This window comes from Bradyrhizobium sp. PSBB068 (assembly GCA_016839165.1).
In the GTDB taxonomy this organism is placed as follows: Bacteria; Pseudomonadota; Alphaproteobacteria; order Rhizobiales; family Xanthobacteraceae; genus Bradyrhizobium.
In genome coordinates, this window is the sequence record CP069300.1 from 5,088,341 (window position 1) to 5,114,226 (window position 25,886).

Here is a 25,886-nt window from a genome sequence, read left to right on the forward strand (position 1 = left end):
GGAAACTCCTCAGCCGATGATTGCGAGAACGATGATGCCGATCACGATGCCCGCGACCCCGGCAAGCGGCCCGTAAAACCCTCCCATCATCGCTGCGAGTTCATTTCCCAGGACCTTGCCGCCGACGAGCATGCCGCCGGCGGCGCCGCCGGCAACCGACGCGAGCGCGCTCGCGATGAGGGCTAAGACCATCGCCAGAGGCGTCAGTGTAGGCATCATTGCTTCGAGACTCCTGTTGATGAGTTCAAGGATTGCTGCGCACCGCGACCGTTCGTCGCCGGCAACATCAGCAACTCGCGCTGGGTCTGATCGACGGCCTCGGTGACGATGCGCGCCTTCTCGAGGTCGCCGTGCTCGACAAAGACGGCGCGCGCCTCGCGGTAATAGGCATTCGCCAGGGTGAGGTTGGCGCGGTTGCCGACATCCGGATTTGCCGGATCGTCCGGCAAATTCCACAGGCAATTGGCTTTGTTGGAGATCGTGTTGGCGTATTCCAGCGGCGTGGTCTCGCGCGTGCGGACCTTCAGCGCCTCGTCATAGGCGTCGAGCGCGCGAAGATTGTTTTCCAGCGTATGGCTCGACGAGACGTATTGCAGCGCGTTGCCGAGGTTGTTCTGCAACATCGCATATTCGGTCGGATAATCGATCAGATTGACGACCTTGAGGCCCTCTTCGAAGGCCTGCACGGCAAGCGCTTCGCGCATCTTTCCGCGCTCGTCCGTCATCGGCATCGATAGGAAGGCGGTCGCGAGATTGCTCTGCAGAATGACGAATTCACGCGGGTATTGGCTTTTGGTGAAGACACGCAGTGCACGCTGATAGGCCGAAATCGCGTCGGTGATCCGCGCCCGGCCGGCGCCGGCAAGATTTTGAATCACCAGGCCGAGATTCATTTCGGCCTCGGCGATCTCTTCCGGCTTGCCGGACTCGATCAGCGACGGCATCGCGTTTTCGAACGTTGCGCGTGCCTGCTCGAGCGCCGTCGTACCTTGTTCCGGGATCGCCTGCAGTGCGGTGGCCTTGCGTGCCAGAATGCGCGCGCGCAATAGGTGCATGTCTTGCGGGCAAACCGTGAGGGCTTTGTCATACAGCGCGATTGCGGACTGCAACTGATCGGGTGACTTCGGCTGCTGCTGCAGCCCCATCGCGATCTCCATCAGCATCTCCGCGCGTTCGGCCGGCGTCGCATCCGCATCATCTGCGGCCGAGAGCGCGGCACGGATTTCGTCTGCGATGAGGCTCGCGGCCACCGGCTCCTCCCTGTCGTGCGTCTCACGCACGTTCTGCTTGGAAGTCACTTTAGCGCTGGCTTCCGCTCGATGTCTACATGTTATACGAATTGAAAACTAAGTTTGCAGTCCGAAGACGCCAGCCGATACCAGGGCCGCCTGCTCCGTCGACCAGACCACGGAAAGGTCGAGCACTGCGTTGTCGTCGATGCCGTGTTCGCGGAAGAAGTCCGGCGCGTGCACGACACGATCACCGGCCTTGTTGCGCAGCTTGAGGAGATAGCCCCCGGCAGCCGCATGCTTGACTGGCAGAATGCAGAGATCCTGACCGCGGCGCAGCAGAATGACCGCCTCGAGCCCGGCGAAATAGCGGTCGCAGACGTCGCAGCCCAGATAAAGCGCGCCGCGCTTCAGGGTGACGGCCGATCCGGCGTTCATCCGGTTTCACCCTGCACAACAAGGCGCGATCTGATCAGCACCTCAACGCGATCCGTCACTCTGGCAACCGCGGACGCAACCCGTTCCGAGAGACCGATCCCAAGCTCGGTTGTCTGCACCTCGATGAGCAGCACCACCACGTCGGAAGGGAATTGCTCACGAAAGATCTGCCTACCGGCGTACAGGGCGTGATCCCAGCGAAAATCATGCAGATTGAGTGACGGCTGGTAGGGCTGCTCCAACTCGTCGCCCGGCACCTCGAAGACCGCCCCCGGGTCGGAGCCCGAGCGACATGCGTCGACGATGATCAGGCTCCGGCAGCCGCGCGCAGCGAACATTGTTGCCATGCCGTCCGTCCCGGCGGCGAGCAGACGGACGCGCTGCTCATCCGTGCCGATGCCGCGCGCCCGCAGCCGATGCAACACCTCGATGCCGGCACCGTCATCCAGGCGATTGGAGTTTCCGCATCCGATTACAGCGATCACGACAGCTACCCTGGGCTCGACGTGTTGGTGATCCGGCGCATCCGGACGCAGCCCGGTAAACTGCCTTGAGCCACCCGGTCAGATCCGCCAGAGTCTGCACGACCACCCGGGCTCGACCGGGAGGTTGAGCTCTGGCAATTCACAGAAGCGCTGATGGACCTTGTAGTACATGCAGGTCTCACAGGGCTGCTCGATGTCGCCATGCGTGATCGCATGAAGCGTAAAGCCGCTGATCACGAGCTTGGATTTGAGGTCGTCGCCGGCCGATTTCAGTCGGCCAACGATCGACTGCACCTCCTCGTGGGTATCGGCGCGCGGAAAAACCTCGGTCTTGAGACCGCTTTCGAGCAGGAATTTGATTTCGGCGCGCAAGCCCTCGCTGCTCATAGCTCATTCCTCGCATCCCGACCGATGTTTCGAGGCAGCTAGATTCGCCACAAGCGACACCACCATTCCGGTTCGACCGGAACGGCGAGTTCGGGCAGATCGCACCACCTCCGATGCACCAGGTAATACATGCATTCGAGGCAGCGTTGCCTGTCCGGCCCGTACGGATGATCCAGGAAGCCGCCGACAACCAGTTTGCTCTTCAGATCCTTCGGATCGAGCTGGCGCAACTGGTTCAGGATATCGGCGAACTCCTTTTCGGTCTCCGGAAAGGGCTCGACCTGCGTTTCGAGCCCCTTCCCGAGCATATCGGCAATCGCCTTGAGCACCGCCCCGTTATCGGACCCCATCGATGCTGCCTTTCAGGATATCCGTTCGACACTATCAGGGCAGCGCGCCCCGATATCAATCATGACGTACTCCACTTTGCCCGCCTTTGAGTCATCAGGCGGTTCTGAACCGGGCCAACTCCTCTCCGGTCTTCGCGTCATGGGCGTGAACGGTGCATACCAGACAGGAATCGTAGGAGCGGCAGACGTGCCCCACCTCGACCGGATCATGGACATCCTTAATCGGCGAGCCGATCAAGGCCTGCTCCATCGGGCCGCGAACGCCGTCGGCCGATCTCGGTCCGACATTCCACGTCGTCGGCGCGATGATCTGATAGTTCTTGATCTTGCCGTCCTTGACCTCGATCCAATGACAGAGCGCCCCGCGGATCGCCTCCGTAGCCCCCCAACCACGGCCGTCCCGCTCGGTCGGCTTGATGTACCATGGGTCGTTCAGCTTGAACTCGCGCAGCGCGTGCTCGGCCTGGCGATACAGCTTGACGCCCTCGTGCATCCGCGCGAAGTGGCGGAGCATTACGCTGGCGCCGCCCAGCTTTTTGTACATGTCGAGTACCACCGGATCGTGGTGCTGCCAGGATTCGCCGTGTTTGCCGCCGGCGACCAACTGCCGCGCCAGAGGGCCGGCCTCGAGCCGGCCGTTTTCTTCGTGCCGAACTGCAGTCGCCCAAGAGTATTTGCCCGACATGTCGACGGTGTTCTTCTGCGTCGGGACGGTGGTGCGGTCAAACGGATGCAGGCCGCCGGGCTCGTCATACCAGGCGTGCATGGTGTCCTCGCGGGTGTACTTTTGATCCATCAGCTTGAACTGGTCGGTCTTACCGTCATAGACCCCGCTCTTCATAATCAGCGCAGCGTTGCGGCCGTCGATCGTCGGCTTCTGGTACTTGTCCTCGTGCGGCAGATATCCCCAGGAAATGAACCGGCCATGACCGTGGCCGAACTTGTCCATGCCGCAATCCTCGCTCATGCGCCAGAACATGCCTAGATCGGAATTGGCATGCTCGGGCTTCTCGTCAAGCCAGGCCTTGAAATCGTCATAGGACTTGATTTCTTCGTAGCGTTCGAGCGAGCAGCCGAGCCAGATCTTCTCCATCCAGTCGCGGCGGAAATATTCCAGGATCGACCATGCGCGGGTAACGTCGGTGAGGGTCGGCGCGCACATCACGCCCCCGGGCACCATGTAGCTGGAATGCGGCCATTGGCCGCCGAGCAGCGCGTAGATCTCGACCGGCTTTCCGGAGATGGTGACGCCGATCTCGTAATTGGTGCCGGTGAACGGCGCCCACCGCTTGACCGCCTCTTGGTAGAATTTCGACTTCGCGTAGTTCTTGTTGGTGTAGTCGATCATGAAGAGCCCATAGTGATGACGCGGCAGGCTCTGCAGGCTCTCGACGATCTGGCCGAGATTACGTGCCAGAATCGCATTGCGGGGCACCTCGGTTTGCCACGCGGTATCGAGCGCCCATGCGGCACAAGTCAGGTGCGACGCACCGCAGATGCCGCAAGCGCGCGGCGTCACCACGAGGCCTGCCTGCGGATCCTTGTCGCGCAGGATCACCTCGAAGCCCCGAAACAGTTCGGCCTGAGTCCAGGCGTCGACGACGACGCCGTCCTGGATGTCGACACGAACGTCGAGATCGCCCTCGACGCGGCCGACGGGTGAGATATCGAGAGTTTGAACAGCTGATGGCATTTGAGTTCATCCTGTTTAATCTGGGGTGTGAAGATGTTCTCGCGATCCGTCCGACGAACACCCGTCAAACGACGAAGATGTCTTCTTCGGCCCAGGCTGGAGATGCCGCTTTCGCTGCTGCGGTAAGTTTGATGTAGCCGGCCTTGTCGACGCCGGTCGGCATGTCCTTCGGTACGCCCATCACGGTCTGCGTCTTGAAAACGGTACCCGGCATCAACTCGAAGAACGGGAACTCGGGCTCGGTGCAGCCCATGCACGGCATCCCCGCCCGCGTCTTCGACGACTGGCGATTCCAGAGAATGCGGTTGCAGGGCGAATGCGTCATCGGACCGCGGCAGCCCAGATCATAGAACAGACAGCCCTTCCGCTGACCGTACTCGGTCGCCGAAACCTTGTAGGCGAAGTGCATGTTGCGCGTGCAGCCGGTCTGCGTGAAGCTGGTGAAGAAGGTCTTCGGCCGCTGGAATTCGTCGAGTGAGAGATCGCCGCCGCGCCCGGTCGCGACCGCCACGACGATCTGCGTGATCCAGTCGGGGTGCGCCGGGCATCCGGGTACGTTGATGACGGGCAAGCCCGCCTTCGACTTGTAGCCGGTGCCCAGGAAGCCGCCGTGCTTGCGCTTGAGAAACTGCAGTCCCTCGCTTTCCGACGGGTTTGGTGCCGTTGCCGGAATCCCGCCCCAGGTCGCGCAGTCGCCGATTGCCACCGTGTAGGACGCGACCTTAGCCAGGTCGGCGACCCAATCCTTCATCGGCCGGCCGGCGAAGCGATTCCATTCGCCCGTTCCGTTCGGTGCATTCACGACCGTGCCCTCGAACACAAAGATATCGAGCGGCAGCTGGCCCGACGTGAGCGAGTTCAGCAGCTTCTTCAGATTGTCGCCGAGCTCCATGCCAAGCGACGGATGCCAGAGCACGTTGATGCCGAAATCGGTAACGAGATCGCACGCACTCGGCTCTTCGGCATTGAGGAACGACATCGTATTGCCGGAGCACGCGCCGCCTTGAAGCCACAGCAGATTGGCCATCATTCCCTCCCAAGTCTGTTCAAAAGGCGCGCGCTGGCGCCGTCTCGCGCTAGCGAAATTTGCAAGTCGCGTGCCGCGTCGCTATCGAATGGGATGTCCAAGTCAAAGCAATGACTTGCGCGGAATGATGCAATAGCACTGACGCATTTTCACGAGCGCCGACGCTGCAAACTATCTTCGCAATGACAAGATGGTTTTCAAAAAGCCGACCGCCGCGCGACGAGCCGATCGAACGCCCATAGCGTTTTCGAACGAAGTGGCTGCTGGTTCGTGCGAAGAAAACCCGTCCATCCTACGAGCCGGAGCTTCTGTTCTGATTCCATCAGAATCGAAAATGCTCTAGCCGTGACGGTTGCCACAAACCGGACAGCTCACCTCGAGCAGATATCCGTACCAGATCCCGTGGCAGCGGCTGCACCAATGGCCGGTGGCCTGGCGCTCGGGCAGGCCCAGCTTCTTGGACAGGCTGCTGAGCCCCAACTCCCTGAAGGGAGCATTGCTCCCCGGAGGCTGCGCGCGGGATTGCGGAAAGCGGACGATTTCAGCCTCTGGGTGATCGCCGTCAGAATCACTGTCATCCGGCATGAGACACCTCAATGAGGATGGTCGAGACCGTAGCGCTTGATCTTGTTCGCCAAGCCGACGCGCGACAATCCAAGTTCGTTTGCTGCTCGGCTTTGATTCCAGCGGTGGCGCGTCAAGGTTTCCTCAAGGATGTGTTTCTCGAGACCCTCGACCTTCTCCTTCAGCGTTGTCCCCTGTGCCAAATAACCGGCTCGATCTGGCCGCGGGCGCGGCGGCGCCGACAGAATCGCGGGGGACATATTTTTAGTCGTCAGATATTCGCCGTCTTCGGCCAGCGCCACCATTCGGCGGATTTCATTTTCGAGTTCGCGGACGTTGCCCGGGAAGTCGAAGCCGACAAATTTCTCCAGCGCTCCCGCCGATATCCCCAGAATCTTGCGGCCGATCGCATTGCTATGCTTTGCGGCAAAGAATTCCGCCAACGCAGGGACGTCATCAGGCCGGTCACGCAGCGGCGGCACTTCGAGTTCGAACCCTTTGAGACGGAAATAGAGATCCTGGCGAAATTTTCCGGCCGCCACCAGCGCACGAAGCGGGCGGTTCGACGCCGCGATAATCCGGACATTGCTCGATTCGATCTTGTCGGAGCCGAGCGGCTTGATCTCGCCCTCCTGGAGAAAACGCAGCAGGCTGACTTGGAAGGACGGCGACACTTCCGATATCTCGTCGAGAAAAACCGTCCCGCCGTCGCCGGCGCGAAACAGGCCGAGTCGATCGGAAATCGCACCGGTGTAGGCGCCGCGCTTGTGCCCGAACAATTCCGATTGCAGCAACTCGTCCGACATTCCCCCGCAATTCTGGACCATCAGCGGGCTCGCACGGCGATTCGAGTTGTAGTGAATCGCGCGGGCGAGCAACTCCTTGCCGGTGCCGGTCTCACCCTGAATCAGGATCGGCAGTTCGGTACGCGCTGCCTTGCGCGCGAGTTCGCATAGCTCGGTCAGCTTCTCGCTGACATAGACGAGCTTCTCGAATCGCTGGCTTTCCGCCTGCAACGGCATGCCATGGCGTGCATGAATCTGGATGGAATCGGCGGAAAACTTGAATTCGCGTGACAGCAGGCGATGACGTCTCGCCAGTTCGCGGGATTCCAGACCCCGCTCCACCACGAGCCCGATCTGCTTGGCGTCGAGCGGCTTGCGAACGAACTGATAGATCGCCGCCGGCGAGATCGCCTGCTTGGTCAGCACGGTCTTTGCCTCGAGCGCCAGGACGCGAATGATATCGGGATGGGAGATGCGGAGATTGGCAAGAAACTCCAGTCCGTCGCCGCTGGCGCCGTGCTCGGCCAGCACGATATCGACATGCGCGTCCGATAGCGCGCTCGCCGCGTCCTCGGCGGAGCGGGCCGTCAGCACCCGATAGTCATATTCGTCCGACAGCACGTCGGCCGTGGCGGACCATTGCGGCCCGCCTCGCGCAACGATCAAAACCGTTCCGAGCGCATCCATGTATTCTTCTTTGTCAATTTGAAAACTTACTTAGCAGCCTTGCGGGAGGCGTTCAATCGCTTTGTCCGCGCCGGCCGATCGCCGCCAGGCCTGAAGCGAAAGGTCCAGGCTTTCAGACAGCAAGAAGCGGAGGCATTGTCACATCATCGGCAGCCGGCCGGATAGGCATCATCTTGGCACCATCCGCGGCGGCCTATTTCGCTGCGCGTTCCCGCAACCGGTAGAACTGGATGGCGGTGCGGGCGGTCTCCGGCTTCAGCTTGTTGAAGGGGACGAGGAATTTATCGACTTCCCCGAGCGGGGTACGTTTGGTAGAGGCCTGCAGCGTCAAGACGGCCCTGGTCGCGCTCCACGACAATTCAATGGACTTTGCCAGCATCAATATCTGATCTGCCCCATCATGGACCAGCGCGCGCTCAACCGCGCCAAGGGGCACAGCGCACATCAACGACAGTGCGATGGCTGTCTCGTCGAACCGCCCGGCCGAAGCAAACTCGCGCAGGCGGTGCTCATTCAACCCACCGGACTGGTTCAGCAGTCGGACGTGGGCGTCGGCCGACGCAAAATCGGAAGACAATTCACGGGTCTTCGCTTGAATCTGATCCGAGGCCTGCTTGAGCATTCCCTGAATCAGGCCTGCCTTCTTGCGATCCGCCGCCTCGAACTGACGCCGAACCGCCTCGGACGCGGCGGCGAACAATGCGAGCAGGTGTTCCCGCGGGATTTCAGGACGAGACCAGACCGCGAGTGCGAGTTCATCGTCGGTTTTTGAGCGCGACACCAGGGTCGAATAACCGAACTCGGAGAATCTTGCGCCGAGGTTCGCCGCCGTGCTGACGACGACGTCATGGTCGCCGCGCTCCACCAGAACATCGGTAACGTCCTCGTTCAGCAATTTGCGTCGCGAAATCGCCAGCAAATGCGCCTGTCCCTTGGTCCTTGCTCCCGTAACCAGGGTCTTATCGTCGAGACTTTCCGAGCGCGACAGCAATGGCCCGGCCACCTCAATCGAATCGTGCAGCGCTAGCGTGCGACTGACCAGTGGGGGCGCGTTCGCGATCGTGGAAAGTCGCAGCCCGAACGCCGCGCACGCGGTATGATCGATTTCGTCTATCAACCTGCACATGACGTCGTCGAAAAGCGCCACTTGCTCAACGTCGAAGCGTTTGGCACCGGCAACGAACAGATCTGTCACCCGCTGCAGGATTCCGACGCGAGCGCCGATGTCCCGGCTCGCGAAGGCAGTTTCCAGTTGGTCGAGCAGCGACTGGTGGCCGGCTGCATCGGCGCGATTGTGTAACGGTGACCGGTTGATGCCGTCGTTCCCGTGTCGCCCCCTATGCGGCATCTTCAATGCCCTGGCGCTCGTGGGTCACGTCGAAGTCAATCTCGCAAAGCGGCCGGGCGCGGCTGAACAGATAGCCCTGCAACGAAGTTGCACCGGCCAACCGGAGCAGGCGGTACTGCTCGTCGGTTTCGACGCCCTCGGCGGTAGTGTGCATTCCGAGCCCCTGCGCAAGAACCAGGGTGGACTGAACGATTGCCGCGCAGTCGGCGCGGGTGGTCATGTTCTGGGTAAAGGACTTGTCGATCTTGATCTTGTCGAACGGGAACATCGTCAACTGGCTGAAGGACGAATAGCCCGTCCCGAAATCGTCGAGTGCGATTGTGATGCCGAGGTTCTTGAGCTGGGCGAGCGTACGCAGGCATTCTTCCGGCGACTCGATGAGCGACGTTTCGGTGATTTCGAGTTCCAGCCGTTCGGGCGAGAGCCCGGAATGCGCGAGCGCGTATATCACCACGTCAGCGAGATCGCTGTTGCTGAATTGCCGGGTGGACAGGTTGACCGCAACCTTGACGTGGGCGGGCAAGCTCGCCGCATCGACGCAGGCGGTTCGCAGTACCCACTCCCCAATCGACATGATCAGACCGGTCTCCTCGGCGAGTGGAATGAATCGATCGGGATAGATCATGCCCTTGACGGGATGCCGCCACCGCAGCAGTGCCTCGGCGCCGCATATCCGCGAACTGACGGTGTCGATGATTGGCTGGTAATGGAGCTCCAGTTCGCCATGCTCGATGGCGTGCCGCAAATCGCGCTCGAGTTCTCGGCGCGCCTTGGCGCTCTCGCTCATTTCCTGATCGAAGAAGCAATACCCGTCGCGGCCGGCACCTTTGGCCTGGTAGAGTGCGACGTCCGCCGCCCTCAGGATGGTCGCGGCGTCACTGGCGTGATCGGGCGCCAAGGCAATGCCGATGCTCGCGGAAACCCTCAGGACGTGTCCACTGATCTCGATCGGTTCGGCTATCATCTGGACGATGCGGTCGGCAAGTGCACTGGCATCGTCGGGACCGTCGATCCCGCATTGCATGATCGCGAACTCGTCACCGCCGAGCCGTGCAACGGTATCGCCCTCGCGGACCGAGCCACGGAGCTTCGCCGACACGACCCTCAGCAATTCGTCGCCGAGCGCGTGGCCCAGCGAGTCGTTGACGTCCTTGAAGCGGTCCAAATCGATGCACAACAGCGCGTGGCGCACCCCATATCGCACACGTGCCAGAGCATGATTGATCTCCAACTGCAGTAAGGATCGGTTCGCAAGACCGGTCATGGCGTCGTGGTGCGCCATATGGCTGATGCGCGCTTCGGATTGGCGCCGTTTGGTGACGTCAACCATCGTAACAAGGGCGCCCGCCCGCCCCTCATAGGTCACCGCCTGCGTATAGACGTTGGCGTCGATCGTCACTCCGTTCGCTTTACGGTGGCGCCAGCTCCGGTCCTCGAACTCATATCCGCCGAGATCGATGATTTCCTTCAGTTCGTCCCGATCTTCGGCCGGTCGAATGTCGAATATGGTCTTTGCCAGAAACTGTTCGCGGCTGTGTCCATACAGCAGCACCGCGGCATCATTCACGGCGAGAAATTTGAGGTTTTCGCGATCATAGACCCACATCGGCAATGGGGCACGATTGAATAGCGTCTGGAACGCGTCATGCGCCAGGAAGAAACCTTCAATTTGATCGTTCGGATCAGACATTGCGGCAAAATTGGCCGCGAAGGCTCAACTTCAAGTTAAGCGGAGGTTGTCGCAGCGGCGCTTGGTTAACGGCTGATAAGAGTCTGCTGCTGCTTACGTCAATAGGGATATCAAAATCGCTTGTTCCCGCCAGGAATGGAAAACTCCTCCAACGCGGCCAGGCATTGATGTCGGGCTCTCCGCCCGCTCCCCAGTAGGCAGACACGTCCCATAGCCGCAGATTCAGCGGATGTCGTCCGTTTGTGTGCTTTCGACTCCTTGGCTCTCGCAACATGTAACTTGGTCTTGTCGACAAATCGTCGAGAGCACAATCGAGCCACCCATTATCTAAGTGAAGGCCTGCGCCGACGAGCCGACCAAAACGTCCGTTTGGCCGCTCAAATATCCAATTCTACGACGCGAACGTATTCGACCTTTGCATCGGATCCCCGCACTGTATCGAATGGGGTGAAGATACAGAAAACAAGGGAGAGCCGAACAGTAACCTGGCCGAATCCGCCGGCACAAAAGCGCCGCACGAGACCCACTTTTTCTCAGCGTCTCTCTCTCGAAGGTCTTGGAAAACAACAATTTTCCAATGGTGGGCGCACCAGGGCTCGAACCTGGGACCCGCTGATTAAGAGTCAGCTGCTCTACCAACTGAGCTATGCGCCCGGAACTTGTCCGGAAATGACCCTCGCAAGAGAGGCCGTCGTTTAGCAAAGCGATTCCGCGATGTCCAGCAAGCTCGCGCAAGTTTTCCCGACTTTTACCAACCCTGCCGCCAGCCGAAAGGCCGCTGGATTCCGGCGGCCTTTCATGGGCTTGGCGAGGATGCCGGGCAGCTGGCATTCAGAGCCTGCCGGAGCGCTCCTGATCGGGGCCGTCATCGCGGTTGAAATGGTGGTCGCGGCCGCCGCGCTCCCAGCGGTCCATGTCGCGCTCGAGCCGATGGCGCCGCCAGCCCTCGGAACCGAAGCCGCGCCCCTCCATGTGAGTGAGCATGGTCAGCCGCCGCTTCTGGTTGTCGTCGAGCGTCTTGTAGAGCGGGTCGGCGGCATCGGCGATCTTCTTCAGCGAGGTGGCGGTCGCCGCCATGTTGTCGGCACGCTCGCGCAGGCGAGTGACCGGATCATCCGGCCTCGCGGCCTTGTCGGCATCGGTCTTCTCCGCGGTCATCCGCGCATTGGCGCGATCGAGCCGCATCTTGGCGAAGTCGCGCACCGCGGCTTCCACCGGCGGCCACAGCTTCTCCTGATCGGCGGTCAGCTTCAGCCCGGCATGCACGGCTGCGATGCGCGCGTCGAGAAAGGCGGCCCGATCCTCTTGACTCATCTGCGTATGGCCATGGAACCAGGGGCGATGCTGGGCATAGACCGCGGTCGAACCGGCTACCGTGAGCGCTGCGATGCCGGCGAGCAGAACGTTCCTCATGCAAACCTCCTTCAAGGGTTGCTTTTAGGATGATACCGCCCGCGACAGCCTTCAACTTACGGATTAGACAGAGAGACCTCTCTTACCAAGATGTAATCCGCTTCATTGCCCGCCAGAAACATCCAAAGCGCAAATGTTGCGCCTTGGTTCAGATCATTCCCAATAGCCGCGGCAGCCACAGCGAGATCTCCGGCACGTAGGTGATCAGGCCGAGGAAAACCAGCATCGCGCACAGCCACGGCAGCACCGCGATCGTGATCTCGCTGATGCCCATCTTGGCGATACTGCTCGCGATGTAGAGGTTGAGGCCAACAGGCGGATGGCACAGCCCGACCTCGGTGTTGACGATCATCAGGATGCCGAGATGCACCGGATGCACACCGAGCTTGGTCGCCAGCGGAAACAGGATCGGCGCCATGATCAACAGGATCGACGACGGATCCATCACGTTGCCGGCGAGCAGCAGGATGACGTTGACGACCAGCAGGAACATCCACACCGAGAAGTTCTTGTCGATGATCCAGGCCGCCATCTCCTGCGGGATCTGCTCATGCGTCATCAGGAACGAGAACAGCACCGCGTTGGTGATGATGTAGAGCAGCATCGAGCTCATGCTCGCCGCTTGCAGCAGCACCTTCGGCACCTCTGAGAGCTTCAGCTCCTTGTAGACGAACACGGTGATGAAGAAGGCGTAGGTCGCGGCGACCGCGGCGGCTTCGGTCGGCGTGAAGACGCCGCCATAAATGCCGCCGAGCACGATCGCGATCAGCAGCAGGCCCCAGATGCTTTCGCGGAATGCCGTGAACTGCTGGCCGATGGTCGCCCGCGGCATCTTCGGATAACCGTTGCGCTGGGCGACGAAGAAGGTCACCGCGGCCAGCATCAGCGCGAGCAGCACGCCCGGCACGATGCCGGCCATGAACAGCGCACCGATCGAGGTGTTGGTGGAGACGCCGTAGAGCACCAGGATGATCGAGGGCGGCACCAGGATGCCGAGCGCGCCCGAGGTCGAGATCACGCCGACGCCGAACCGCTTCGGATAGCCGTGATCGACCATCGCCGGCATCATGATCGAGCCAATCGCAACCACGGTTGCGACGCTCGAGCCGGAGATCGCCGCGAACATCGCGCAGGCTGCGACGCCGGCAAGCCCGAGGCCGCCGGGCAGATGCCCGACCAGCGAGGTCGTGAATGCGATCATGCGCCGCGCGACGCCGCCGCGGGTCAGGAAGGTGCCGGCCAGGATGAAGAACGGGATCGCCATGATGCCGAAATTGTCGAGACCCGAAAACAGCTTCAGGCCGACGCTCTCGATCGGCACCTCGGTCATCGTGAACAGGAAGGTGAGCACGGTCAGGCCGAGCGAAATCGAGATCGGCATGCCCGTCAGCATCAGGGCAAACAGCAGTCCGAAGATAAGTGCGGCGCTCATCACGCTTCTCCAAGCGCGACGGGCGCGGTCTTGCTGGTCTCGACGCCGTCGACATGGGAGGCGTCATGGTGCGGCAGCTCGTCGGTCCACCAGTAATTCCAGCACACCTGCAGGAAGCGGAAGCACATCAGGTAAGAGCCGAGCGGGATGCAGGCGTAGACGATCCAGCTCGGGATCTCCATGTCGGGCGAGACCTGGTCGGTGTGCATCAGCTCGTAGACGAATTTGGCGCCCATGGTGCCGACGATCGCGGTGAACAGCGCGCCGCCGAGCAGGCCGAAGGTAATGGTGCGCTTGCGCCAGGTGTCATTGAAGCGATTGATCAGCACGTCGACGCCGACATGGATGCCGGTGCGCACGCCATAGGCGGCGCCGAACTTCGCCATCCAGATGAACATGTAGATGCAGAGTTCCTGCGACCAGGCGAGATTGATGCCGAACAAGTACGGATAGAGCACGGGAACGTCGACCAGGAATCGGTGCACGACCGTGACGAAAGTCAGCAGGGTCGCGGCGCCCATCAGGCTCGCGATGATGATTTCCTCGAGCCGGTCCAGAATCTTCAGCAGCATAGATCTCCCCTGTCATGGCCGCCCCCGCGGCCAGAGCACTTGATCTCCCTCCCCCCGTTCTTACAGGGAGAAGGTTGGGGTGAGGGGCTCCATCCGCGCGCAAGTTGATCATTGCGCTCGCGGAGCCTCCCCCTCACCCGACATTCAAGCTCCGCTTGAATTTCGACCTCTCCCCGCAAGCGGGGCGAGGTGAAGCACGCCTTAGTTCATCGGGCTGCGGCCCGTCTCTTTCAGGAATTCGTCGATCAGCGGCTGGCCGACGCGCGAGGCGACGTCCTTGTAGACCGGCAGCATCGCCTTGCGCATCGCTTCGTCCTGCTCCGGCGTCAAGGTCACGATCTCGGTCTTGCCGGCCTTCTTGATCTCGGCGAGCGCGTCGTCGTTTTCCTTGGCCGACTGGTTGTTGCCGTAGTCGGTGGCTTCCTTCATCGCCTTGGAGAGCTCGTCGCGGACATCACCCGGCAGGCCGTCCCAGAACTTCTTGTTCACGACCACGACATAGCCGATGTAGCCGTGATTGGTGACGGTGGCGTACTTCTGCACCTCATGCATTTTCTGGGTGTAGATGTTCGACCAGGTATTCTCCTGGCCATCGACCACGCCAGTCTGCAGCGCCTGGTAGACGTCCGAGAACGCCATCACCTGCGGTATCGAACCGAGCGCGCGGAACTGGGCCTCCAGCACCTTCGACGACTGGATGCGGAATTTGAGCCCCTTGTAGTCGGAAGGCGCGACCAGCTTCTTGTTCGCGCTCATCTGCTTGAAGCCGTTGTCCCAATAAGCGAGGCCGGTCATGCCCTTGGAGTCGAGCTTCTTGAGCAGCTGGGCGCCGAGCGGACCGTCGGTCACCTTGCGCAGCGATTTCAGGTCGGGGAGGATGTAGGGCAGATCGAAGACTTCGAATTCCTTGATGCCAATCGGGCCGAACTTCGAGTTCGACGGCGCCAGCATCTGCACCGCGCCGAGCTGCAATGCCTCGAGTTCTTCCTTGTCCTTGTAGAGCGTCGAGTTCGGATAGACCTCGACCTTCACCTTGCCGCCGGTATACTTCTCGGCGAGCTCCTTGAACTTGTCCGCCGCCTTGCCCTTCGGCGTATCCGAGGCCACCACGTGGCTGAATTTGAGGACGATCGGCGACTGCGCCGACGCCTGCCCGACAAAGCTCAAGGCCGCGATCGACGCCGCAGCCAAAATGAATTTACGCATGTTTCCTCCCGCGTAATTGCGGGGCACGAGACCGGCCCCGAGACATCCGGTCGCACCATTACAGAGAAGCAACGACGATTGCCATTGCCCCTTTAGCAGGGGCCGATTGCGCCATTGCTGCACTGCAAAATTCGATACGGCGGTATTCCCGTCGGCTCTTGCGACCGTTCAACGACACTGCCCGCACGCAGTGCCCGGCCACGTCCGCGTGGTCAATGCGAGGTTGGGCAATGGCGGGTTCGCCGGGCGCGAATGTTGGTGCCTGAAGCGGATCGATCGTCGACATCGAACCGCGCCTTTGCGATATCAGCTCTGGGCCACCAGCGGCCGTGGCAGCCACCATCGCAACTGCCACGACGAGACGCTCGGGCCTAGGTGCAGACAGTTTGCTGCGCCCAGGGGATGCCGACCGGCATGGCCACGTCTCGCTGGTCCTCAGCGCGACGCCGTGCTGATGTTCTCGCCGAAGAACTTCCAGGTCTTGCCGTCGAACTTCGCGAGCTTGAACGTGTCGAAGGTGGAATAGTCGGTCGGCGACACCGAGACCGTGATGCCGGGAAGCAAAAGCGGCAGCGAGACCTTGCTGATGTTGGTGGCCTGCTTCAGCAGGTTTTCGCGCGTCAGCTCGTCGCCGCAGTTCTTCAGGATGATGGCCGTGAACTGCGCGGAGAGATAACCGATCTGGTTGCTGCCATCGATCGGATTGCCCTCGGGATACCACTGCTTCATGAAGGCGAGATAGTCCTGCACGCCCTTGTCGGTATCCCAGGCCGGATCGCCCACCACCTTGGTCGCCAGCGCCGTCATCAGTCCGGTGGATGCTTCGAGGCCCGCAGGCTCGAGCACACCGCCGATCGAGCTCGCAACCGACACGATGAAGTGCGTCGGCTTCCAGCCGAGATCGGCAACCTTGCGGATCGCCTGCGCGCCGAATTTCGGCGTCGTGATCGTCATCAGCACGTCGGCGCCCGCGGCCTTCAGATTGACGATTTGGGAATCGATCGTGGGATCGGTCACCTCGTAGCTGAGCTCCTTGACGATGAGACCGGCCTTGTCGCCGAGCGCCTCCTTGAAACCCCTGAGATAGTCCTTGCCGAAATCGTCATTCTGATAGATCACGCCGATCTTCGCGCTCGGCAGCTCCTTGAGGATGTACTTGCCGTAGATCTTCGCTTCCTGCGCATAGGGTGGATAGAACGGCGTGGTCCAGGGAAACTCCTTCGGATCGTTCCACTTCGAGGCCCCTGTGGAGATCAGGAGATGCGGGATCTTCTTGCTGTTCAGATATTTTTGAATCGATGAATTGGTCGGCGTGCCCAGAGAGCCGATGTCGGCGAGGATCTCGTCCTGCTCCACCAGCTTGCGGGTCTGCTCCACCGTCTTCGGCGGGCTGTAGCCGTCGTCCATGCTCAGCAGCGTGATCTTGCGGCCGTTGATGCCGCCCTGGCTGTTGATCATCTTCCAGAAGGCGGCCTCCGCCCTACCCTGCGTGCCATAGGCCGAAGCCGGACCGCTGTAGGGCATGGTCTGCCCGATCTTGATTTCGGTATCGCTGGCGCCAGGATCGTATTTCTTGTCGGCGGCAAGTACCGCCGACGTGGACACAAGGCTGAACGCGGCGATTGCCGCGAGCGTGATGCAACGCATTTGTTCTCCCCATTCGCGTCGCTGTTTGCCGCGACGTCCGGCGAGATAATGATCATGCCCGCGCGCGATGTCGACCCCTGGGGGCGGAAATCTGCATCGACCGACGTCGAAGGTTACAACCCCAACCAGCTCATCACCGCTCCGAACGATGCCCAGAGCGTCCATCCGAGCCCGAGCAGGCAAAGCAGCGCCGCCGCCATCGCGATCGTGAGCAGCAGGCCGTCCTCCTGCAGATAGGCGATCGCAATCAGCACGACCACCATTCCCGGAATGACGTTGACCAGCGGCAGCGGCCAGCCTGCCGAGAAGGCCAGCAGGAACACCACCAGACCGACGAGGCGGTCGATCACGTCGCGACGCGCGTCCCAGCGCGGCCGGCTGATGCGTTCGATCGCCTGCAGCATCGGGCGGACAAAGACGGTGAACCGCTTGAAGCGCTTGAAATCGAACTGCCGCTTCGAGACGAATCGCGGAAACGCCGGCGCGCTGCGGCCAAGCATCATCTCGACCGCCGGAAACAGCAGCGCCAGCGTCGCGATCGTCGCGACGCCGGGAATGATCACCAGGAGCCCCAAAAGCAACAGGAGCAGGCCGAAGGACCGCTTGTCCAGGTTGCTGAGGAGCCATTCGAGGTCGACGGGGCCGTCCGGTGCTTGAGCGACGAGTTCCTCAAGAAGCTGGGACGTGTGCGTGGGGGCCAATGGGGCTCCGGACGAGGGGGACATGCCTGCAAAGTGGTCAGACTCGGCCTCGATTGCAACTGCTGCCGAAGCGGATTAGGAAGCATAGGTGACCAATGATTCCGATCAGGCATGGCACCACCATGCGCCGACAAGCCCGATTCCTGCCGCTCGCCGCCGCTGGCCGTGGTTCCTGCTGGTCGTCGTCCTCGCCTGCGCCGGTGCCGGGGGCGTCTACGCTTGGCCCCAGATCGCACCGCTGGTTCCGTCGCTCGGCAACACGGCGGCCAGCGACAAGACGGCCGCAGGCGACAAGGAGACGTTGCCGGATCTGCTCGCGACCCAGCAGAAGCTCGAGGATGACATCGGGGCACTCAGCAAGTCGATGGCCGACCAGCAGGACCAGTTGAAGACCATCGTCGACCAGCTGGCGGCCCTGACGTCGAAGGTCGACGCGCTGCAGCGCCCGGGTTCGGCTCCGGTGCCGGCAGCGGCGATCACCGAGCAGCCGCATGCACCGGTCGCGCAGGCTGCGGCGAAGCCGCGAAAGCCGCCAGTTCGAGCGCCCAAACCATCTGGTCCGATTTCGACCGGGGGTGCGCCGCTCAACGTCGCACCCGGCGGTCGCTGAGCCGGCGTCTCGCATCAGTTCATGATCGATGCAGGCCTGTCCGCGGCGGCGGTCTAGTCGCGGGGCCGCTCCATGCCTGCCCGCCTGATGGCCGCGAGCAGCAGGTCGGTATCCGAGGAAAGAAACTCGATCAGGCGCCCGGCCGCTTCAGGGGCTGTCGAGTCGCCGACGATTGCGGCAGTGAAGGTTTGGACAAGCTGAAGATCAGCAGGCAGCAGACCCACGACCTCGATGCCGGTCTCCTGCACCAACTCGCTGGTCGGCCCGATCGAGAGATCAGCCCTGCCCGCGCGCAGCGCTTCGGCCGCCTCGGTGCCGCGCGCCTCGAGGGTGAGCGTCACCGTGTCCGGCAGGTTCAGCTTCGGGACGACCTGGTCGCGAACAAATCGTCCGCTGGTGCTGCTTGGCGCCACCACCCGGCCGGCGTCGATCAAGGCTTGCCTGAGCGCGGCAGCATTGCCGATGTCGGGCTTGGGCGAGCCGGCGCGAACTGCGGCAGCCAGCGGCGCCGTCGCGAGGCCCGATTCGGATCCCGCACGAATCCGGCCATCTTCGTGCAGCCCGCGCAGGCCCTCGCGCGACAGGATCACGACGTCCGCTTTGGCGCCGTGCGCAAGCTGGTGCCTGATGGTCTTCGGACCAATACCCTCCGACGCTCCTGATCCGGTTTCCACCTTGATGCCGGTGCTGCGCTCGAATTCAGGCAGCACCTCGCGGTAGACCGCAGCGAAGCCGCCCGAAATGATGACCTTGATCATGCGGGCGGCCGGTCCGGCTATTTCTGCAGGTTCGCGGCGAACAGCTTGGCTGCTTCGGCCTTGGATTCCTGATCGGCCTTGGCGTCGTATCGGAGCGGCAGGTTGAACTTCTTGCCGAGCTCGGTGGCCTCGGGGTTGGTGAACGCGTGCACGGCGCCGGGATATTCGATGATCCGGTAATCGGCCTTCGCCGCGTCGAAATCCTTCTTCAGCGCATCGTATTGCTCGCGCTTCACGAACGGGTCGTCGGCACCGTTCAGGATCAGGATCTTCGCCTTGACGGTGCCCGGCGCCGGCGCGGGAGTATTGAGGCCGAGAGATGCGTGGAAGCCGGCAACGGCCGCAAGATCAGCGCCGGTGCGCGCCATGTTCAGCACGACCGCGCCGCCGAAGCAGTAGCCGACGGCCCCGATCCGCTGCGGATTGACGGAAGGCTGCTTGGCGAGTTGCTCGCGCGCGGCGTTGAAGCGCTGCTCCATCACCTTCGGGTCCTTCATCACCGAGCCGGACAGCGCGCCTGCATCCTTAGGATTGTCGGCGGTCTTGGCGTCGCCATACATGTCCGCGATGAAGGCGACATAGCCCTGCTCCGCGAACTTCTTCGCCTCGTTGTGGATATGCGGGGTGATGCCCCACCATTCGTGCACCATGACGATGCCGGGCCGCTTGGCCTGCGTCGCGTCGTCATAGACCACGAAGCCCTTCATCGTGGTCTCGCCGTCGGTGTAGGTGACCGGCTCTTCCTTCACCGCCGCTTGCGCGCTCGCCATCATTGCGATGGCGCAAAGGGCTCCCAAGATGTTCGTTCGCATACCGATCTCCCTTTACCTTGCATATCCCGGATGGCTACTCCGCCGCCGTCCGGATATCGATCTTCTCGGCGCGGACCGCGCAGAACTTGAATTCGGGAATCTTGCCGAACGGATCGAGCGCCGGGTTGGTCAAGAGGTTCGCCGCCGCCTCCGCGTAGCAGAACGGCATGAACACCATGTTCTCGGGCACGTCGCGGTCGGCGCGCACCTTGACCTCGACCGCGCCACGGCGGGTTTCCAGGCGAATGAAGTCGCCGGGCACGAGCCCCTTCTTGCGCATGTCCTTCGACGTCATGAACGCGACCGCCTCGGGCTCGATCTGGTCGAGCACCTGCGCGCGACGCGTCATCGAGCCGGTGTGCCAATGTTCGAGAACACGCCCGGTCGACAGCACCATCGGATACTCGTCGTCGGGCAGCTCGTCCGGCGGGATCACCTTGGCCGGCACGATCTTGCCGCGACCGCTTGCGGTCGGGAAGCCGGTCGTGAAGATGATCTCGTTGCCCGGCTTGTCGGGATCGTCGACTGGATAGGTCACCGCGCCCTCGCGAACCAGCCGCTCCCAGGTGATGTTCTTCAGCGACGGCATCAGCTCGGCCATCTCGGTGAAGACCTCGCCTGGCCCGGCATAATTCCAGGGCAGTCCCATCCGCTTGCCGATCTCCTGGATGATCCAGAGATCCTGCCGCGCATCGCCCGGCGGCTTGATCACCTCGCGCGCCAGCTGCACGCGGCGGTCGGTGTTGGTGAAGGAGCCGGACTTTTCGGCGAACGCCGAGGCCGGCAGGATGACGTCGGCGTGGAACGCGGTCTCGGTGACGAACAGGTCCTGCACGACGAGGTGATCGAGCTTGGCGAGCGCCTGTCGCGCGTGCTGCAGATCCGGATCGGACATCGCTGGATTTTCGCCCTCGACATACATGCCGTGGATTTCACCGGCGTGGATCGCGTTCATGATCTCGACGACGGTCAGCCCGCGCACCGGATCGAGCTGCTGCCCCCACAGTCTCTCGAAGGCACCGCGCATGTCGTCGCGGCCGACCGGCTGATAGTCCGGCAGGAACATCGGGATCAGGCCGGCGTCGGAGGCGCCCTGCACGTTGTTCTGGCCGCGCAGCGGATGCAGCCCGGTGCCGGGGCGGCCGACCTGGCCGGTGATCAGCGCCAGCGCGATCAGGCAGCGCGCATTGTCGGTGCCGTGGACGTGCTGGCTGATGCCCATGCCCCAGAAGATGATCGACGATTTGGCGCCGGCATAGGCGCGCGCGACCTCGCGCAGCGTCTCGGCGGGAATACCGCAGATCGGCGCCATGCGCTCCGGTGTGAACTCCTGGATTTTCGCCTTGAGGTCGTCATAGCCCTCGGTGTAGCCGGCGATGTACTGCTCGTCGGTGAGACCTTCAGTGATGATGGTGTGGATCATCGCGTTCAGCATCGCGACGTCGCTGCCGGGCTTGAAGGCGAGGTGCTGCGTGGCATGGCGCGACAGCGTCTGCCGTCGCGGGTCCATCACGTACAACTTGGCGCCGCGCTTGGCGGCGTTCTTGATGAAGGTCGCGGCGACCGGATGGTTCACGGTCGGATTGGCGCCGATCACCCAGATCACCTCGGCATCAGCGGCGGCTGCAAACGGCGCCGACACCGCGCCAGAGCTCAGTCCTTCGAACAGCGCCGCCACCGACGAGGCGTGGCACAGCCGCGTGCAGTGGTCGACATTGTTGGAGCCGAAGCCGGTGCGCACCAGCTTCTGGAACAGATAGGCCTCTTCATTGGAGCCCTTGGCCGAACCGAACCCGGCGAGTGCCTTGGCACCCTTCTCGTCGCGGATTTTTAGCAAACCCGCGGCGGCAAGATCGAGCGCTTCTTCCCACGATGCTTCGCGGAAATGGGTGTAGGGATTGGCCGGATCGACCTGGTCGTTGGCGTCCTTCTTGACGCCGGGCAGCCGTACCAGCGGCTTGGTCAGGCGATTGGGGTGATGGATGTAGTCGAAGCCGAAGCGGCCCTTGACGCAGAGCCGGTTGTGATTGGCAGGCCCATCGCGGCCTTCCGCGTAGATCACCTTCTCGTCCTTGACCTCGTAGGTGACCTGGCATCCGACGCCGCAATACGGGCACAACGAGTCCACCTTGCGGTCGGGCCAGGTGACGCGGGTCTGCTTGTCGTCGAGCATCACGGCCGGCATCAGCGCGCCGGTCGGACAGGCCTGCACGCACTCGCCGCAGGCGACGCAGGTCGATTCGCCCATCGGATCGTCGAAGTCGAACACGATCTTCGAATCGTGATTGCGATAAGCCATGCCGATCACGTCGTTGACCTGCACCTCACGGCACGCCCGCACGCACAGCCCGCACTGGATGCAGGCATCGAGATTGACGCGCATCGCCGGGTGGCTGGTGTCGGCCTGCCAACGCTCGGCCGCCGGGAATCGGCTTTCGGTGACGCCGGTCTTCTCGGCCCAGTGCCAGAATTTCGAGTCCGGATCGTGCGAAGTCTCGCGCGCCGGCTGATCGGCGACGAGCAACTCCATCACCATCTTCTGCGCCGCGACCGCGCGTTGGCTCGCCGACTTCACCTTCATGCCGACCGCAGGCGTGCGCTTGCAAGACGCTGCCAGCACGCGCTCGCCCTCGATCTCGACCATGCAGGCGCGGCAATTGCCGTCCGGCCGATAATCAGGCGCGGGCGAATAGCAGAGATGCGGGATCTCGGTGCCCTGACGCTTGGCGACCTGCCAGATGGTTTCGCCGGCCCGCGCTTCGACTTGCTGCCCGTCGAGCTCGAACTTGATCGTCTGGCCGGAGTTCTGATGGTTGCTCATTCGAATCCTCGTCGAAATTCGCCCTGCCCGGCCCGCCTATTCGGCGGCTTGCTGCGGACGAAAGCCGTCCGGAAAATACTTGATCACTGATGTCAGCGGATTGGAGGCGGCCTGACCGAGGCCGCAAATCGACGCATCGCGCATCGCCTGGCTCAACTGGTCGAGCAGTTCCTTGTCCCAGACCGGTCGCTGCATCAGCAGCGCCGCCTTCTCGGTCCCGGCGCGGCAGGGCGTGCATTGCCCGCAGCTCTCATCCTCGAAGAACTTCATCAGGTTCAGCGCGGCCTCCCTGACGTCATCAGCCTGCGAGAGCACGACGACGGCGGCCGAACCGATGAAGCAGCCGTATTTCTCCAGCGTGCCGAAATCGAGCGGGATGTCATCCATCGAGGCCGGCAGGATGCCGCCGGATGCACCGCCCGGCAGATAGGCCTGCAAGGTGTGGCCGTCGGCCATGCCGCCGCAGAACTCGTCGATCAGTTCGCGCAAGGTGATGCCGGCGGGCGCGAGCTTGACGCCGGGATCCTTGACGCGTCCAGACACCGAGAAGCTGCGCAGGCCGTGGCGTTCGTTGCGGCCGTGGCTCTTCCACCAGTCGGCGCCCTTCTCGACGATGTCGCGCACCCACCACAACGTCTCGATGTTGTTGATCAGCGTCGGCAGGCCGAACAGCCCGACCTGGAACGGATATGGCGGCTTGTGCCGCGGCAGGCCGCGCTTGCCCTCGATCGATTCCAGCAGCGAGGATTCCTCGCCGCAGATATAGGCGCCGGCGCCGCGCCGCAGATGCAGGGTCGGACCACCGGGCGGAAGCTTTGCGATCTCGCGCTCGAGGATCTCGCGGCAGGCCGGGTATTCGTCGCGGATATAGATGTAGACGTCCGGCGCCTCCACCACGTGCGCGCCGATCAGCATGCCCTCGAGGAAGCGATGCGGATCGGTCTCGAGATAATAGCGGTCCTTGAAGGTGCCGGGCTCGCCCTCGTCGCCGTTGACGGCCATCAGCCGCGGCCCGGGTTCGCCGAGCACGGCGCGCCATTTGCGGCCGGTCGGGAAACCGGCGCCGCCGAGACCGCGCAGCGAGGCATCGTCGAGCGCCTTCAGCAGGTCTTCGCGCGGCAGCACGCCTGAGCGCAGCCGCGCCAGCAGTTGGTATCCGCCGCCCGTAACATAGGCGTCGTAGTCGACGTAGGGCGGCAGATGCACATGGGTATCGCCGCTCTTCGCCGCCGCGAGCACATTGGTGACGGTCGCATGATCGACGAAGTTGTGGCCGACCTCTGCAGCAGGCGCGGTGTCGCAGCGGCCGACGCACGGTGCACGCACCACGCGGATGCCGGGGCCGGCGCGGGACTGAAGATCCTTCAACAGCTGCTCGCCGCCGAGCATCGCGCAGGTCAGCGAATCGCAGACGCGCACAGTGAGCGGCGCGATGTCAGGCTCGCCCTCCTTCACGATGTCGAAATGCGCGTAGAAGGTCGCGGTCTCGAACACTTCGGCGAATGACAGCTTCATCTCGTCGGCGAGCGCGGCCAGATGCGCCGCCGAGATCTGATGGTACTTGTCCTGGATCAGATGCAGGTACTCGATCAGGAGGTCGCGCCGGCGCGGCCGGTCAGAGAGCAGCGCCTCGATCTCATGCGCGGCGGCAGGGTCGACCTGGCGTCCCTTGGGCGTGGCTTTCGCCCGCTTTCGGCCGGCTCCGGGATGCTCGAACGCGCGAACCTTGTGAACGTCGTCTCCGCTCATGAAACCCGCCTTGGAACCTCTGGCTCTTGCACAAACCGCGCTTGTTGCACCAACTCTATTCTCTGGCATGCCACAGGCAAGCATATTTAGAACGCCTCCAGCGGCGTCGGGTTGCCGCGCAGGTCGTTGTTAATGTTTGCCTATCGAGCGATCTGATTTTCCAATCGCGCGATCGCCCGACCCGCGCGATCTCGACCGCGTCACAGCAGATCGGCGTAGCCGAGGAAGCCGACGGTATCGCCCGGCTCGACCCGCACGACGGTCTCGCCGAGTTCGACCAGTCCATCCGTCTCGACCAGCGACGACAGCAGGCCGGCCCCTTCGCGAGGAAACTTGGTCGCCTCCAGCGCACCATCCGCCGCCCGCCGCAGCGAAACGCGGACATATTCGCGCCTGCCGCTCTTCTTCTTGTAGCTGAAGGCGGCGCGGATCGGCAGCGGCAGCAGCGGAGCCGGCACCGCGCCCGAGAGCGCCAGCACGGTCGGCCGCACTACATGGACAAAGGTGACGAAGCTCGCCACGGGATTGCCGGGCAAGCCGATCAGCGGCGTGCCGTCGATGATGCCCATCGCCACCGGACGGCCCGGCTTGATCGCCATCCGCCACAGCACCAGCGAGCCGGCCTGCTCGATGCCGGCCTTGACGTGGTCCTCTTCGCCGGTCGAGACGCCGCCGGTGGTCAGGATCAGGTCAAAGCTGCGTGCGACCTGCTTGAGCGCCGCAGCGAGTTCGGCCCGCTCGTCGCGCAGGATGCCGAGATCGCCGACCTCGCAGCCGAGCCGCCGTAACATCGCCATCAGCATGAAGCGGTTGGAATCATAGAGCTGCGCTTCGGCACGCGCACTCCCCGGCGCGGCCAGCTCGTCTCCGGTGGAGAACACCCCGACCCGCAGCCTTCGCACCACATCGAGCGTGCTCAACCCGAACGCCGCGGCGACGGCGATGTCCTGCGGGCGCAGGCGCCGGCCCGATGCCAACGCGACAGCACCGCGCGCAATGTCCTCGCCGGCCGGCCGCACATTGGCGCCGGGCTTCAGGCCGGGCGGCAGGATCACATTGCCGGCGTCGTCGATCCGCACGTCCTCCTGCATGAACACGGTATCGGTGCCGCCGGGCATCGGCGCGCCAGTGAAGATCCGCACCGCCTGGCCGGGCCGTGCGGGCTGTGCCGGCGCACCCGCCTGCACGCGTCCGGCGACCGGAAATGCGCGCTCGCCATCCGTCGGCAGGTCCGCACCCGATACCGCATAACCGTCGACGGCGGAGTTCATGAATGGCGGCAGCGGCAGAGGCGCGGCAATGTCGCCGGCCAGGATACGTCCGTCGGCATCCACCAGCGCAACGGCCTCGGTCTCGCCGACCGGCTTGACGCGCGCGGCGATGATCGCGACGGCCTCGTCGACCGACATCATCGGCCCGCCGAATGCGAAGCAGTCGTCGGAAAGCTGCGCCATCGTCTCTCTCAATCCTCGGCCATCGACA

24 protein-coding genes, 1 tRNA gene and 1 pseudogene are annotated in these 25,886 nt (G+C 62.9%); 1 reads left to right on the plus strand and 25 read right to left on the minus strand.

The features are described from left to right. Window positions 1-9: 9 nt before the first annotated feature. From JQ507_23850 to JQ507_23945, 20 genes and pseudogenes are all read right to left on the minus strand, one after another. Window positions 10-219, minus strand: coding sequence for a hypothetical protein (locus JQ507_23850; protein ID QRI67972.1), 210 nt, complete (start codon window positions 217-219; stop codon window positions 10-12). Between the two features lie 68 nt (window positions 220-287). Continuing rightward, window positions 288-1,250, minus strand: a pseudogene (locus JQ507_23855) (hypothetical protein). A gap of 96 nt (window positions 1,251-1,346) precedes the next feature. Continuing rightward, a complete protein-coding gene (locus tag JQ507_23860; GenBank protein ID QRI67973.1) occupies window positions 1,347-1,667 on the minus strand; it encodes a hypothetical protein in 321 nt (106 codons plus the stop codon). Then, complete coding sequence (locus tag JQ507_23865) at window positions 1,664-2,152, minus strand: hydrogenase maturation protease (GenBank protein ID QRI67974.1); 489 nt, start codon at window positions 2,150-2,152, stop codon at window positions 1,664-1,666. The genes JQ507_23860 and JQ507_23865 overlap by 4 nt, the downstream gene beginning before the upstream one ends. 78 nt (window positions 2,153-2,230) lie before the next feature. Further along, window positions 2,231-2,539: a hypothetical protein gene (locus JQ507_23870; protein QRI67975.1), complete on the minus strand. Its 309-nt coding sequence runs from the start codon at window positions 2,537-2,539 to the stop codon at window positions 2,231-2,233. Between the two features lie 38 nt (window positions 2,540-2,577). Then, on the minus strand, window positions 2,578-2,889 hold the full coding sequence (locus tag JQ507_23875) for a hypothetical protein (protein ID QRI67976.1): 312 nt from the start codon (window positions 2,887-2,889) through the stop codon (window positions 2,578-2,580). 94 nt (window positions 2,890-2,983) lie between these two features. Next, window positions 2,984-4,582, minus strand: a complete 1,599-nt coding sequence (locus tag JQ507_23880; protein ID QRI67977.1) for a nickel-dependent hydrogenase large subunit — start codon at window positions 4,580-4,582, stop codon at window positions 2,984-2,986. 64 nt (window positions 4,583-4,646) lie between these two features. Next, window positions 4,647-5,609, minus strand: a complete 963-nt coding sequence (locus JQ507_23885; GenBank protein QRI67978.1) for a hydrogenase — start codon at window positions 5,607-5,609, stop codon at window positions 4,647-4,649. 339 nt (window positions 5,610-5,948) lie between these two features. Next, window positions 5,949-6,194 carry a hypothetical protein gene (locus tag JQ507_23890; GenBank protein ID QRI67979.1) on the minus strand — a complete coding sequence of 82 codons (246 nt, stop codon included), beginning with the start codon at window positions 6,192-6,194 and terminating at the stop codon, window positions 5,949-5,951. A gap of 8 nt (window positions 6,195-6,202) precedes the next feature. Beyond that, window positions 6,203-7,645: a sigma-54-dependent Fis family transcriptional regulator gene (locus JQ507_23895; protein QRI67980.1), complete on the minus strand. Its 1,443-nt coding sequence runs from the start codon at window positions 7,643-7,645 to the stop codon at window positions 6,203-6,205. A 193-nt stretch (window positions 7,646-7,838) separates the two neighbouring features. After that, complete coding sequence (locus tag JQ507_23900) at window positions 7,839-8,999, minus strand: DUF2336 domain-containing protein (protein ID QRI67981.1); 1,161 nt, start codon at window positions 8,997-8,999, stop codon at window positions 7,839-7,841. Further along, a complete protein-coding gene (locus JQ507_23905; protein ID QRI67982.1) occupies window positions 8,983-10,683 on the minus strand; it encodes an EAL domain-containing protein in 1,701 nt (566 codons plus the stop codon). The genes JQ507_23900 and JQ507_23905 overlap by 17 nt, the downstream gene beginning before the upstream one ends. Window positions 10,684-11,261: 578 nt before the next feature. Continuing rightward, window positions 11,262-11,337: transfer RNA gene (locus tag JQ507_23910), tRNA-Lys, on the minus strand. Between the two features lie 177 nt (window positions 11,338-11,514). Then, entirely contained in the window at window positions 11,515-12,096 is a 582-nt protein-coding gene (locus tag JQ507_23915; protein QRI67983.1) for a Spy/CpxP family protein refolding chaperone, read from the minus strand. Window positions 12,097-12,244: 148 nt separating this feature from the next. Beyond that, window positions 12,245-13,528 (minus strand): TRAP transporter large permease subunit, encoded by a 1,284-nt coding sequence (locus JQ507_23920; protein QRI67984.1) that lies wholly within the window; start codon window positions 13,526-13,528, stop codon window positions 12,245-12,247. After that, the gene (locus JQ507_23925) at window positions 13,528-14,100 is read right to left on the minus strand and encodes a TRAP transporter small permease (GenBank protein QRI67985.1); all 573 of its coding nucleotides are present in this window, start codon (window positions 14,098-14,100) and stop codon (window positions 13,528-13,530) included. The genes JQ507_23920 and JQ507_23925 overlap by 1 nt, the downstream gene beginning before the upstream one ends. Before the next feature lie 201 nt (window positions 14,101-14,301). Beyond that, window positions 14,302-15,306: a TRAP transporter substrate-binding protein gene (locus JQ507_23930; GenBank protein QRI67986.1), complete on the minus strand. Its 1,005-nt coding sequence runs from the start codon at window positions 15,304-15,306 to the stop codon at window positions 14,302-14,304. Window positions 15,307-15,364: 58 nt separating this feature from the next. Beyond that, complete coding sequence (locus tag JQ507_23935) at window positions 15,365-15,592, minus strand: hypothetical protein (GenBank protein QRI67987.1); 228 nt, start codon at window positions 15,590-15,592, stop codon at window positions 15,365-15,367. A 149-nt stretch (window positions 15,593-15,741) separates the two neighbouring features. Then, window positions 15,742-16,953, minus strand: a complete 1,212-nt coding sequence (locus JQ507_23940; GenBank protein QRI67988.1) for an ABC transporter substrate-binding protein — start codon at window positions 16,951-16,953, stop codon at window positions 15,742-15,744. 113 nt (window positions 16,954-17,066) lie between these two features. Next, window positions 17,067-17,654, minus strand: coding sequence for an exopolysaccharide biosynthesis protein (locus JQ507_23945; GenBank protein QRI67989.1), 588 nt, complete (start codon window positions 17,652-17,654; stop codon window positions 17,067-17,069). 88 nt (window positions 17,655-17,742) lie between these two features. Between JQ507_23945 and JQ507_23950 the strand changes: the two genes are divergently transcribed. Next, entirely contained in the window at window positions 17,743-18,264 is a 522-nt protein-coding gene (locus JQ507_23950) for a hypothetical protein (GenBank protein QRI67990.1), read from the plus strand. A 53-nt stretch (window positions 18,265-18,317) separates the two neighbouring features. Here the strand turns inward: JQ507_23950 and JQ507_23955 are convergent, their stop codons facing one another. The 5 genes from JQ507_23955 to JQ507_23975 all read right to left on the minus strand — a co-directional run bounded on the left by JQ507_23955 (window position 18,318) and on the right by JQ507_23975 (window position 25,858). Continuing rightward, window positions 18,318-19,022 (minus strand): substrate-binding domain-containing protein, encoded by a 705-nt coding sequence (locus JQ507_23955; protein QRI67991.1) that lies wholly within the window; start codon window positions 19,020-19,022, stop codon window positions 18,318-18,320. Window positions 19,023-19,039: 17 nt separating this feature from the next. Beyond that, window positions 19,040-19,795, minus strand: coding sequence for a dienelactone hydrolase family protein (locus JQ507_23960; GenBank protein QRI73483.1), 756 nt, complete (start codon window positions 19,793-19,795; stop codon window positions 19,040-19,042). Window positions 19,796-19,868: 73 nt separating this feature from the next. Further along, complete coding sequence (fdhF, locus tag JQ507_23965) at window positions 19,869-22,655, minus strand: formate dehydrogenase subunit alpha (protein QRI67992.1); 2,787 nt, start codon at window positions 22,653-22,655, stop codon at window positions 19,869-19,871. A gap of 36 nt (window positions 22,656-22,691) precedes the next feature. Beyond that, a complete protein-coding gene (locus tag JQ507_23970) occupies window positions 22,692-24,404 on the minus strand; it encodes an NAD(P)H-dependent oxidoreductase subunit E (protein ID QRI67993.1) in 1,713 nt (570 codons plus the stop codon). Between the two features lie 200 nt (window positions 24,405-24,604). Further along, window positions 24,605-25,858 (minus strand): molybdopterin molybdotransferase MoeA, encoded by a 1,254-nt coding sequence (locus JQ507_23975; protein QRI67994.1) that lies wholly within the window; start codon window positions 25,856-25,858, stop codon window positions 24,605-24,607. Window positions 25,859-25,886 lie beyond the last annotated feature (28 nt).